This window comes from Brevibacterium salitolerans, assembly GCF_039531405.1.
Lineage (GTDB): Bacteria > Actinomycetota > Actinomycetes > Actinomycetales > Brevibacteriaceae > Brevibacterium > Brevibacterium salitolerans.
In genome coordinates, this window is the sequence record NZ_BAAAPZ010000002.1 from 208,818 (window position 1) to 220,579 (window position 11,762).

The following is an 11,762-nucleotide window of genomic DNA, read 5'->3' on the forward strand; positions in this document are numbered from 1 at the left end:
CTCCTCCCGCTCCGCTGACCGGACCGACATGCTCTTTTCCGACGACCGGCCCGATGGTCTGCCATCGGCGTTCTACTGGGAGTGAAATCTGAACGTGGGAATCCTGACTGCTGCCCCCGGCACTCTCCTCGCATCCGCAAGCCACGACGAGGGCGGCTTCCACGCGCCCAGCATGGCGGAGTTCTTCCCGCCGGCGGTGCTCTTCGAGGGCACGGCCTTCGAGCTCAACCGCGTGATGCTCATCCGCATCCTCGCCGTCGTGGTGCTGGTGGTTCTCCTGGCCCTGTGGGCGAAGCGGATGAAGCTCATCCCCTCCCGCTTCCAGTCGTCGATGGAGATGGTGATGGAGTTCGTCACCGTGGGCATCGCGGAGAACACCATGGGGAAGACGAACGCGAAGAAGTACATGCCGCTCATCGTGACGCTGTTCTTCCTGGTCCTCTTCACGAACATCACGAAGCTGATCCCGTTCCTCAACATGCCGGGCACCGGCGTGATCGGCCTCCCGCTGGTCCTCGCGCTCGTCGTCTACGTGACCTACCACTGGGCGGGCGTGAGGGAGAAGGGCGTCGGGGGCTACCTCAAGTCGGCTCTGATCCTGCCCGGCGTCCCGCCGGTCATGCACGTCCTGCTGATCCCCATCGAGTTCCTCACCAAGTTCGTGATCCAGCCGTTCACACTGACGCTGCGGCTCTTCGCGAACATGATGGTGGGACACCTCCTGCTGGTGCTCTGCTTCTCCGCGACCTCCTTCCTGCTCTTCAGCGCGGACTTCGCGCTGAAGCCGCTGGGCCTGGTCACGATCGCAGGCGGATTCTTCGTCTACCTGCTCGAGATCCTCATCTGCGTCCTGCAGGCATACATCTTCGCGCTGCTCGCCTGCGTGTACATCGATTCTGCGGTCGCGGAGGAGCACTGAGCGTGCACCGAGCGATCGGCTCCTGACTGTCACTCGCGTGTGACCCTTCCGGGCCAACCCCCCGGATCGCTTATGAAAGGAAGCAATATCCATGGATATTCTCGCTGAAGTCTCCGGCTCGCTGTCGACGGTGGGCTACGGCCTCGCCGCCATCGGCCCGGGCATCGGTGTGGGCATCGTGATCGGCAAGACGATCGAGGGCACCGCGCGTCAGCCGGAGCTGGCCGGCCAGCTCCGCGGCAACATGTTCCTCGGCATCGCGCTGATCGAGGCGCTCGCGCTCATCGGCATCGCCACGCCGTTCTTCCTGCCCTGATCGCTCAAGGAGACAGTCATATGACTCTGGACATCATCGCCGCGGAGGGGGAGTCGAACCCGCTCCTCCCCGCGACCTATGACATCGTCTGGAGTGCGCTCTGCCTCATCGTCGTCTTCGTCGTCGTGTGGAAGTTCGTCCTTCCCGCCTTCAACAAGACGCTTGACGAACGCAGCGAACGCATCCAAGGCGGCATCGAGAAGGCGGAGCGGATCCAGGCCGAGGCCGATTCCGCTCTCGCCGAGTACCAGAAACAGCTCGCCGACGGCCGTGCAGAGGCCGCTCGACTCCGTGCCGAGGCACAGGAGGAGGGCGCGCAGATCATCGCGGAGATGAAGCAGCAGGCCACCGAGGAGGCTGAGCGGATCGCTGCGCAGGCCAAGGTGCAGATCGAGGCCGAGCGTCAGGCCGCCATGGTCTCGCTCCGCGCGGAGGTCGGCGGCCTCGCCACCGACCTCGCCTCCCGCATCGTCGGCGAGTCGCTCAGCGACGACGGCCGCGCCGCGGGTGTCGTCGACCGCTTCATCGCCGACCTCGAGGCGAGTGCGCCCGCGCAGACGAGCGTCGCTTCGAAGGAGGTCTGATGCTGCAGTCGAGCAGAATGTCCCTGCAGCAGACGGCGGAGAGCGTCGAGGCGCGGATCGCGGCGGAACCCGCGTCCGCGCGGGAGCTCGGCACCGATCTGCTCAGCATCGTCTCCGTTCTCGCCGGCGACGTGTCGCTGCGCAAGGCGCTCGCGGACGCGTCCAATGACGCGGAAGGCAAGCGGGCGCTCGTGGAGGGTCTCTTCACGGGCCAGGTCGCAGCAGGGGCCGTCGCGGTGGTCGCCGAGGCCGCGGGGCGCCGGTGGGTGCGCCCGCAGGACTTCGTGACGGCGGTGGAGAGCGCCGGCGTGACCGCGATCGCAGCCGCGGCGCAGTCGGAGAGCCGTCTGGGCCGGGTCGAGGAGGAGCTCTTCCGCTTCGCCCGCACCGTGGAGGCCGAGCACGAGCTCGGCTGGGCCCTGGCCTCGCCGGCCCCGGCGGACAGCAAGCGCACTCTCGTCGCAGATCTGCTCGGCTCGAAGGCTGCGGAGGAGACCGTTCTCCTCGCCCAGCAGGCGGTCGCCCATCCGCGCGGTGTGCGCGCCTCGGAGGCCCTCGGCCGGTACGGCGAGATCCTCGCCGCACGGCAGAACCGCTCCGTGGCAGAGGTCACGGTCGCCCAGCCGCTCTCCGCCGCACAGCAGGAGAGGCTCGCGGGCGTGCTGTCACGGACGTACGGCCGTGAGCTGCAGCTCAATCTGATCGTCGATCCGGACGTCGTGGGCGGCGTCCGCGTCCAGGTCGGCGACGAGGTCGTGAGCGGCACCATCGCAGACCGACTCGCGGACGTCCGCCGCCGGCTCGCCGGCTGAGGCGCAGGACACAGACTCAACCGACGCTGCGCTGAGCAGTCGCAGCCTCGCAGACATCCAAGGAAGCAGGGAAACCGCAATGGCGGAACTGACAATTCGCCCGGAGGAGATCCGGGACGCACTGGGGAAGTTCGTCGAGTCGTACTCGCCCCAGTCCGGTGACAAGACCGAGGTCGGCAAGGTCGTGACGGCCGGAGACGGCATCGCCCAGGTCTCCGGTCTGCCCGGGACCATGGCCAACGAGCTGCTGCGCTTCGAGGACGGCACCCTCGGCCTCGCACAGAACCTCGACGAGCGGGAGATCGGCGTCGTCATCCTCGGCGACCCGGCCTCCATCGCGGAGGAGCAGAGCGTCTACCGCACGGGTGAGGTGCTCTCCGTGCCCGTGGGCGACGGCTTCCTCGGCCGCGTGGTCGATCCGCTCGGCAATCCGGTGGACGGCCTCGGCGAGATCGAGGCGGAGAGCCGCCGCGAGCTCGAGCTGCAGGCCGCCGGCGTGATGGACCGCAAGGAGGTCAAGGAGCCGCTGCAGACCGGGATGAAGTCCATCGACTCCATGATCCCGATCGGCCGCGGCCAGCGTCAGCTCATCATCGGCGACCGCAAGACCGGCAAGACCGCGATCGCGATCGACACGATCCTCAACCAGAAGGCGAACTGGGAGTCCGGCGACCCCACGAAGCAGGTGCGCTGCATCTACGTGGCCTGCGGTCAGAAGGGCTCGACGATCGCCTCCGTGAAGCGCACGCTGGAAGAGGCCGGCGCGATGGAGTACACGACCATCGTGTCCTCGCCCGCCTCGGACCCGGCCGGCTTCAAGTACCTGGCCCCGTACGCGGGCTCCGCGATCGGCCAGCACTGGATGTACCAGGGCAAGCACGTCCTCATCGTCTTCGACGACCTGTCCAAGCAGGCAGAGGCCTACCGTGCGATCTCCCTGCTCCTGCGTCGTCCGCCGGGCCGCGAGGCCTACCCGGGTGACGTGTTCTACCTGCACTCCCGCCTGCTCGAGCGCTGCGCGAAGCTCTCCGACGAGCTGGGCGGCGGTTCGATGACCGGTCTGCCGATCATCGAGACCAAGGCGAACGACGTGGGTGCGTTCATCCCCACCAACGTCATCTCGATCACCGACGGTCAGATCTTCCTCCAGTCGGACCTGTTCAACTCCGGGCAGCGCCCGGCGGTGGACGTGGGCGTCTCCGTGTCCCGCGTGGGCGGTTCCGCGCAGACGAAGCCGCTGCGCGGCGTCTCCGGCACGCTGAAGATCTCGCTGGCCCAGTACCGCTCGCTCGAGGCGTTCGCGATGTTCGCTTCGGACCTCGATGCCGCCACGCGGCAGCAGCTCGATCGCGGTGCGCGCCTCATGGAGCTGCTCAAGCAGCCCCAGTACTCGCCCATGTCGGCGGAGAAGCAGACCGTCTCGATCTGGATGGGATCCGAGGGCCACCTCGACTCGATCCCGGTCGAGGACGTCCTGCGCTTCGAGGCGGAGTTCCACGACTACCTCGAGCGCAAGACCGAGCTGCTGCAGACCATCGCCGGTCAGAAGGACAAGCTGAGCAAGGATCAGCTCGCTGAGCTGACCGCCGCGGTGAAGGACTTCTCCGCGGGCTTCCAGACGTCCGATTCCGCCGCTGCCGGCTCCGAGGCCGTCAGCGCCGCTGACGAGTCCGAGGTCCAGCAGGAGCAGATCGTCAAGCAGAAGCGGTGAGCGCGACCGTGACGAGCCGGACGGAAAGGACGTAACAGATGGGCGCACAGCAGAGGGTCTACAAGGCGAAGATCAGCTCGACCTCGTCCCTGCGCAAGATCTTCAAGGCGATGGAGCTCATCGCGGCCTCCCGCATCCAGAAGGCGGTTGCGCGGGCCCAGGCCGCAAGTCCCTATGCCCGGGAGATCACCCGCGCGGTGTCGGTGCTCGCCACGCAGTCGAACGTGGACCACACGCTCACGACGGAGCCGAAGACCATCGAGCGCGCGGCGGTCGTCGTCATCGGCCCGGACCGCGGGTTCGCGGGGGCCTACTCGGCGAACGTCATCCGCGAGGCGGAGGAGCTCATCGCGCTGCTGCGCGAGGAGGGCAAGGACGTCGCGCTCTTCACCGTGGGCCGGAAGGCGGAGACCTACTACACCTTCCGCGACCGTGACATCGCCCGCTCCTGGACCGGCTTCTCGGAGTCGCCCACGGGCGAGCACGCACGCGAGATCGGTGAGGCGCTGCTCGCGGCCTTCGGCACGGACGCGGCCGACGGGGGAGTCGACGAGATCTACCTCGTCTCCACCGTCTACCGCAACGCCGTGGACCGCCAGCCCGAGTACAGGCGGCTCATCCCCCTCGAGGTCGTCGAGGAGGAGGTCGGCGGCACGTCCGCGGCAGGCTCCGCCTCCACCGAGGTCTTCCCGCTGTACGAGTTCGAGCCGGATGCCGCTCAGGTGCTCGACGCGCTGCTCCCGCGGTACGTCGACTCGCGCATCCTCTCGGCGCTGCTGAGTGCTTCCGCCGCGGAGCAGGCAGCGCGTCAGCAGGCCATGAAGACCGCGACGGACAACGCCGACGACCTCATCCGGACCTACACCCGCCTGGCCAACTCGGCCCGTCAGGCCGAGATCACGCAGGAGATCTCCGAGATCGTGGGCGGCGCGGACGCGCTGGCGGCGTCCGGAGCCGACGACTGATCACGGCGCCCCAGGCCCAAGAGAGCAGAAGAGAAAGCAGATATGACAGCCACAGTTACGGAAGCCCCCCAGGTGCAGGGGACCGTGGGCAGGATCACGAGGGTCATCGGACCCGTCGTGGACATCGAGTTCCCGCTCGACTCCGTGCCCTCCATCTACAACGCTCTGAAGACCGAGGTGACGCTCTCCGAGGGCGTCCGGAACATCACGCTCGAGGTCGAGCTGCAGCTGGGCAACGGCATCGTCCGTGCCATCTCCCTGCAGCCCACCGACGGCATGGTCCGCGGCCAGGAGGTCGTCGACACGGGTGCGCCCATCAGCGTGCCCGTGGGCGACGTGACCAAGGGCAAGGTCTTCAACACCGTGGGCGAGGTCCTCAACGACTCGATGCTCTCGGAGCCCTACGAGATCACCGAGCGCTGGCCCATCCACCGTCAGGCGCCCTCCTTCGACCAGCTGGAGTCCAAGACCCAGATGTTCGAGACGGGCATCAAGGTCATCGACCTGCTCACCCCGTACGTGCAGGGCGGCAAGATCGGCCTGTTCGGCGGCGCCGGTGTGGGCAAGACGGTGCTCATCCAGGAGATGATCACCCGTGTGGCCCAGGATCACGGCGGCGTCTCCGTGTTCGCCGGTGTGGGTGAGCGCACCCGTGAGGGCAACGACCTCATCTTCGAGATGGACGAGTCCGGCGTGCTGGACAAGACGGCCCTCGTGTTCGGCCAGATGGACGAGCCGCCGGGCACGCGTCTGCGCGTGGCGCTCACCGGTCTGACCATGGCGGAGTACTTCCGCGATGTGCAGAACCAGGACGTGCTGCTCTTCATCGACAACATCTTCCGCTTCACCCAGGCGGGCTCCGAGGTCTCGACGCTGCTGGGCCGCATGCCCTCGGCCGTGGGCTACCAGCCCACGCTGGCGGACGAGATGGGTGTGCTCCAGGAGCGCATCACCTCGACCCGCGGCAACTCGATCACCTCCCTCCAGGCGATCTACGTTCCTGCAGACGACTACACGGACCCCGCTCCGGCGACGACGTTCGCGCACCTGGATGCGACGACCGAGCTCAACCGCGACATCGCCTCGCGCGGCCTCTACCCGGCCGTGGACCCGCTGACGTCGTCCTCCCGCATCCTCGACCCGCAGGTCGTGGGCGAGGAGCACTACACGGTCGCCAACCGGGTGAAGGCCATCCTGCAGAAGAACAAGGAGCTCCAGGACATCATCGCGATCCTGGGCGTGGACGAGCTCTCCGAGGAGGACAAGCTCACGGTGCACCGCGCGCGGCGCATCGAGCAGTTCCTCTCGCAGAACACGTACACGGCTCTGCAGTTCACCGGCGTGGAGGGTTCGACCGTGCCGATCAAGGACACGATCGAGGGCTTCCGCGGCATCTGCGACGGCGAGTACGACCACATCCCGGAGCAGTGCTTCTTCAACGTCGGTCCCATCGAGGACGTGCTGCGCAACTACGACGAGCTCCAGAAGGAGAACTGATCCATGGCTCTCCTCGATGTCGCCGTCGTCTCCGCCGAGAAGGAGGTCTGGAGCGGTCAGGCCTCCCGCGTCGTGGCCCGCACCACCGAGGGCGAGATCGGCATCCTCTCCGGCCATGAGCCCCTCATGGGGCTCGTGGCCGGGGGTGAGGTCCGCATCCTCACCGAGGAGGGGAAGACCGTCCGTGCGCAGGCCGAAGGGGGCTTCCTCTCCGTCGCCAACGACAGGGTCTCTGTCGTCGCGGACGCCGCTGAGATCACGCAGATCCTCGACTGACCGCGCTCGGACAGGACTGGACCGCCGTGCTCGCCTCCGCGCTGCTGATCATTCTGCTCTCATCAGTGGGCGCAGCCGTGGTCGTGTCCGTCCTGTTCACTCTCAGGCGCCGGTCGCTCACTCGAGCGGCCGGCGCCTTCGACTGCTCCGCGGAGGTCCTCGGGAGGACGGCCCGCTGGCGGCTGGGCGTCGCCGTGTACGGCATCTCCGCCCTGGACTGGTACCCGGTCTTCAGCCTCCGGCCCCATCCGAGCTTCACGTTCCCGCGGGCAGATCTCGAGATCGTCGACAGGCGTGCGCCGGGCACGGACGAGCAGTACTCGATGCTGCCGGACGCGTATGTCATCGAGTGCCGCTACGATGTCTTCCGCGGCTCGCCCAAGTCGATCCGCCTCGCGCTCGACGCGGAGGCCCTCGCGGGTCTCGCCTCGTGGCTCGAGTCCGCGCCTCCCGGCGCCAACCACTCGATGGGACGGTTCACATGATGGAAGTCTTCGCAATCGACGGGCCTGCCGCCCTCCGCGGTGAGATCGTGGTCCGAGGCGCGAAGAACTCCGTCCTCAAACTCATGGCGGCGACGCTGCTGGCACCCGGCCGTTCCGTCATCTCCAATGTCCCGGCCATCGCCGATGTGCGGATCATGTGCGAGCTGCTCCGGCGGCTGGGCTGCGGGATCGACTACGACGCCGCGGCGGGCACCGTGGCCGTCGAGGTGCCCACGGAGGTCGGTATCACGGCCGACTACGAGCTCGTCCGGCTCATGCGCGCCTCGATCTCCGTCCTGGGTCCGCTGGTGGGCCGGATGCACGCGGCCGAGGTCGCGGTGCCCGGCGGGGACGCCATCGGCTCGCGCGGGCTCGACATGCACCAGCACGGGCTGGAGAGGCTGGGCGCGCAGGTGACGCTGGAGCACGGCTACTTCGTGGCCTCGGCCCCTGCCGGCCTGCGCGGCGCGGAGATCGAGCTGCCCTTCCCGTCCGTCGGGGCGACTGAGAATCTCGTGATGGCGGCGGTGCTCGCGGCGGGGGAGACCGTGGTGGAGAACGCCGCACGGGAGCCGGAGATCGTCGACATCTGCCGCATGCTCGTCGCGATGGGCGCCCGCATCGAGGGGATCGGCACCTCGCGGCTCGTCGTCACGGGTGTGGAGTCGCTGGCTCCCGTCTCCCACCGCTGCGTGGGTGACAGGATCGTCGCCGGGACCTGGGCGTTCGCGGCCGTGGCGACGGGCGGCGACATCGGCATCCGGGGTGTGCCGCAGGCCCTGCTGCCCAATGTCCTCGACAAGCTCGCGGAGGCGGGCGGCCGTATCGAGGATCTGCCCGGCACGGACTCGCAGGGCTCGGCCACCGCGGAGGCACCCGGCTTCCGCGTGCGCGGTCCGCGGCGTCCGCAGCCCATTCACGTGTCCACGCTGCCCTTCCCCGGCTTCCCCACGGATCTGCAGCCCTTCGTCATCGCGCTGAACTCCGTCGCGGATGGGGTGGGGCTGCTCACGGAGAACCTGTTCGAGGCCCGCTGGCGCTTCGTCAACGAGCTCTCACGGCTGGGTGCCAAGGTGAGCATCGACGGCAACCACGCTCTCGTGACCGGGGTGGAGAGTCTGTCCGGAGCCGAGGTGGAGGCGAGCGACATCCGCGCGGGCGCGGGCCTGGTGCTCGCCGGACTGCTGGCGCACGGCCGGACCGAGGTCTCCGGGGTGGACCACATCGACCGGGGCTACGAGGACTTCGTCCCCAAGCTCAGGGCGCTCGGGGCCTCCATCAGCCGTATCGAGAAGCCGGAGCCGGACTTCCTCTGAGGCGCAGCTCTCAGGCGCGCGAAAGCTCAGGCCGCACACGGCAACTGCGTGTGCGGCCTGAGCTTTCGTGACAGTCAGAAGAGGCGGGTCTCCGGGTCGTCCATGCCGCGGAGCGCGTCGTAGTCGAGGGTGACGCAGCGGATGCCGCGGTCCTCCGCGAGCGTGCGGGCCTGCGGCTTGATCTCCTGTGCGGCGAAGACGCCGGTGACGGGGGAGAGAGCGGGGTCCCGGTTCATGAGCTCGAGGTAGCGTGTGAGCTGCTCGACGCCGTCGATCCCGCCGCGGCGCTTGATCTCCACGGCGACGGAGGCGCCCGCGGCATCGCGGGCGAGGATGTCCACCGGACCGATCGCCGTCATGTACTCGCGGCGCACCGTCGTGAACCCGTCGCCCAGCGTCTCGATGTGTGCGGCGAGGAGCTCCTGCAGGTGCGCCTCGACTCCGTCCTTGATGAGGCCGGGGTCCGTGCCGAGCTCGTGCGCGACGTCCTCGAACACCTCGGCGATGGAGATGACGAGCGAATCGTCCGTCTTCCTGTGGCTGACGGTCCAGACCTGCGTGAAGCCGGCCTCGGCCTGCTCTGGGGTGGGTTCGCTCTCACGGAGCGTGCACGGGGGCGTCATCCAGTTGAGCGGCTTGTAGGAGCCGCCGTCGGAATGGACGAGCACGCTGCCGTCCGCCTTGATCATCAGGACCCTCGTGGCCAGGGGCAGGTGGGCCGTGAGCCTGCCTGCGTAGTCGACCTGGCACTTCGCTATCACCACTCGCACGGTCCACCACCCTACGGCACGGCGGGCGCGTGAGAGAATTCCGGCATGCCTCGTTCGTCGTCATCCCGCAGGTCAAACAAGTGGCAGCGCGAAAGGCGTGAGCTCTCCACCGGCTTCGCCACGCGCCGCCGGGTGGACGACGCCTCGGACGGCCAGTGGATCGTCCAGGAGGTGAGCGGGAACGGCAGCGGCAAGACCTACACCTGCCCCGGGTGCAACCAGACGCTGACGGCCTCCGTCCCGCACACGGTGGCGTGGCGGGAGGAAGCCGGCTACGGGATCAGCATCGGGCCGGGAGCGCGGAGGCACTGGCACACCTCGTGCTTCCGCTCCCGGCGCAGGTGAGGCGCAGAGAAGGCGCCCCCGCAGACCGCGAATGCCTGCCGCCGCTCCGGGCGCAGGGGAAACGGGTCAGCGCGGGCGCCTCGGCTCAGCGCAGGCGGTTGCCGGGCTGCTGAGCCCCGCGCAGGGAGGCGTCGGAGTTCTGCTGAGGCATCTCCTGCGTGGCGTCGTCCTCGTCCTCATCGGACTCGCCGGTGCCCTCGTCCGTGTCGGCTGAGCCCTCGGCGTCCGCATCGGCTGCGTCCGAGGCCCGCGTCTCCTCCTCGACGGTGTCCTCGGCCGTCGCGGTCTCGTCGTCCGCGTCGGGGCCCTCTGTAACGTCCTCGGCGTCCTCCAGACCCGCCTCCTGCCTGAGCCGGTCGAGTTCGTCGGCGCCCGCGATCCGCTCGGTGGGCACCGCACCGGCGGCGACCCGCTCCGGGCTCGGCGGCTGCTCCGCGTCCGTGACCGGCAGCAGGCCCGGGACGGCGAACATCGAACGCAGCTGATCCAGCTGCGCGGCGATCGTCTTGCGCTGCTTGGTGAGCAGGTCCACCTGGGACTGTGCGGCCTGGACGTTCCGGCGGGCCTCGGCCTGCGACTCCTCGATCGTGGCCTCGGCCGTCTGCCGGGCTTCGCTGATGAGCGTCTGCGCCCGCTTCTTGCCGTCGGCGATGATGGTGTCGGCCTGTTCGACAGCCTCGGCGCGGGTGCGCTCGGCCTGCTCCGAGGCGGCCTTCGCATCCGCCTCCGCGCTCTCAGCGCGGGCGCGGGCCTCGGCGATCAGCTCGTCGTTCGCGGCCTTGGTCTTCTCGAAGCGCTCCTTCTCCGCCGCCTCGAACTCGCTGCGGCGGGTGGCGAGCTCGAGCTCCAGCGCCTCGGCCCGCTTGGTCGTCTCCGTCTCCCGCTGCTTGGCCGCGGCGAGGAGCTCGTCGACCTCCTGCTGGGTCTTCGCCCGCAGCGCGTCCGTCTCGCTCTTCGCCTCGGCCCGGAGTTCGTCGACCTCCTGCTGCGCTGCGGCGCGCAGCTCCTCGGTCTCCCGCTGGGCGGTGCTGCGGAGCTCGTCCACCTCCTGCTGCGTCGTCTCGCGCAGTGCGTCGGTCTCCTGCTTGGCCTCGCTGCGCAGCCGGGCGCACTCCTCCTCGGCCGTCGCGCGGGCGCTGGCGAGCTCGCGGTCGAACGCCTCGCGCTCGTCCTTCGTCTCAGCGGCGGCGGTCTCGCGGATCCGATCGGCCTCGCGCTGCGCGGTCTCGACGATCTCCGCCGCCTTGTTCTCGGCAGCCGTGACGGTCTCGGAGGCCCGCAGCTCCGCCGAGGAGGTGATCGCCTCGGCCTCGGAGCGCGCGGAATTCAGCGTGTCGTTGGCCTCGGTGTGCATGCGGGCCCGCTGTCCGGCGGCATCGGCACGGGCCTTGTTGCGGATGGTCTCCGCGTCCGCCGTGGCCTGGGCGAGGGTCTCGCGGGCCTGCGACTCTGCGATCTTGAGCAGGTGGTCGATGCGGGTGCCGGGCGCGCCGTCCGCGTCTCCGGCCTCGCTCGTGGCCTTCTTCAGCTGCGCCTTGGCCTCCGACAGCTCACCGGCCACCTGCAGCTTGGCGCGGTCGGCGGCGACCACCTGGCTGCGTGCGTCCTTGAGCGCCTTGCGGAGGGAGTCGATCTCCGTCCGCAGCTGGCCGAAGCGCGTGTCGACCTCGTTCTTCTCGTACCCCCGCATCGCAGTGCGGAACTCCTCTGGCGGCGTCACCGTGTCTCCCGTCGTGTCAAGAACGCATCCGTTCACCGGACCTGCT

Annotated in this window: 13 protein-coding genes; 11 read left to right on the top strand and 2 right to left on the bottom strand. The window is 68.9% G+C overall.

The window, feature by feature from the left end; all coding sequences use genetic code 11:
- Positions 1–94 precede the first annotated feature (94 nt).
- From atpB to murA, 10 genes are all read left to right on the top strand, one after another.
- Positions 95–919 (top strand): F0F1 ATP synthase subunit A, encoded by an 825-nt coding sequence (gene atpB, locus ABD240_RS01860; protein WP_344334679.1) that lies wholly within the window; start codon positions 95–97, stop codon positions 917–919.
- A gap of 91 nt (positions 920–1,010) precedes the next feature.
- Positions 1,011–1,235: a F0F1 ATP synthase subunit C gene (gene atpE, locus ABD240_RS01865; protein ID WP_291799196.1), complete on the top strand. Its 225-nt coding sequence runs from the start codon at positions 1,011–1,013 to the stop codon at positions 1,233–1,235.
- Positions 1,236–1,255: 20 nt separating this feature from the next.
- The gene (locus tag ABD240_RS01870) at positions 1,256–1,819 is read left to right on the top strand and encodes a F0F1 ATP synthase subunit B (protein WP_291799193.1); all 564 of its coding nucleotides are present in this window, start codon (positions 1,256–1,258) and stop codon (positions 1,817–1,819) included.
- Entirely contained in the window at positions 1,819–2,631 is an 813-nt protein-coding gene (locus tag ABD240_RS01875) for a F0F1 ATP synthase subunit delta (protein ID WP_344334682.1), read from the top strand. Before ABD240_RS01870 ends, ABD240_RS01875 begins: the two co-directional genes overlap by 1 nt.
- A gap of 79 nt (positions 2,632–2,710) precedes the next feature.
- The gene (gene atpA / locus ABD240_RS01880) at positions 2,711–4,342 is read left to right on the top strand and encodes a F0F1 ATP synthase subunit alpha (RefSeq protein WP_291799188.1); all 1,632 of its coding nucleotides are present in this window, start codon (positions 2,711–2,713) and stop codon (positions 4,340–4,342) included.
- A 38-nt stretch (positions 4,343–4,380) separates the two neighbouring features.
- Complete coding sequence (locus tag ABD240_RS01885; RefSeq protein ID WP_291799185.1) at positions 4,381–5,307, top strand: F0F1 ATP synthase subunit gamma; 927 nt, start codon at positions 4,381–4,383, stop codon at positions 5,305–5,307.
- Positions 5,308–5,349: 42 nt separating this feature from the next.
- Positions 5,350–6,804, top strand: a complete 1,455-nt coding sequence (gene atpD, locus ABD240_RS01890; RefSeq protein ID WP_344334685.1) for a F0F1 ATP synthase subunit beta — start codon at positions 5,350–5,352, stop codon at positions 6,802–6,804.
- Between the two features lie 3 nt (positions 6,805–6,807).
- Positions 6,808–7,080 carry a F0F1 ATP synthase subunit epsilon gene (locus ABD240_RS01895; protein ID WP_291799180.1) on the top strand — a complete coding sequence of 91 codons (273 nt, stop codon included), beginning with the start codon at positions 6,808–6,810 and terminating at the stop codon, positions 7,078–7,080.
- A gap of 65 nt (positions 7,081–7,145) precedes the next feature.
- Entirely contained in the window at positions 7,146–7,565 is a 420-nt protein-coding gene (locus ABD240_RS01900) for a DUF2550 domain-containing protein (protein ID WP_291799177.1), read from the top strand.
- Positions 7,562–8,881 (top strand): UDP-N-acetylglucosamine 1-carboxyvinyltransferase, encoded by a 1,320-nt coding sequence (gene murA / locus ABD240_RS01905; protein WP_425546980.1) that lies wholly within the window; start codon positions 7,562–7,564, stop codon positions 8,879–8,881. The genes ABD240_RS01900 and murA overlap by 4 nt, the downstream gene beginning before the upstream one ends.
- A gap of 74 nt (positions 8,882–8,955) precedes the next feature.
- Here the strand turns inward: murA and nucS are convergent, their stop codons facing one another.
- Positions 8,956–9,651, bottom strand: a complete 696-nt coding sequence (nucS, locus tag ABD240_RS01910) for an endonuclease NucS (RefSeq protein ID WP_291799172.1) — start codon at positions 9,649–9,651, stop codon at positions 8,956–8,958.
- 45 nt (positions 9,652–9,696) lie between these two features.
- Between nucS and ABD240_RS01915 the strand changes: the two genes are divergently transcribed.
- A complete protein-coding gene (locus ABD240_RS01915) occupies positions 9,697–9,996 on the top strand; it encodes a hypothetical protein (protein WP_291799169.1) in 300 nt (99 codons plus the stop codon).
- Positions 9,997–10,081: 85 nt separating this feature from the next.
- On the opposite strand, the gene ABD240_RS01920 is transcribed toward ABD240_RS01915, so the two are convergent.
- The gene (locus ABD240_RS01920; RefSeq protein ID WP_291799166.1) at positions 10,082–11,716 is read right to left on the bottom strand and encodes a coiled-coil domain-containing protein; all 1,635 of its coding nucleotides are present in this window, start codon (positions 11,714–11,716) and stop codon (positions 10,082–10,084) included.
- Positions 11,717–11,762: the final 46 nt, after the last annotated feature.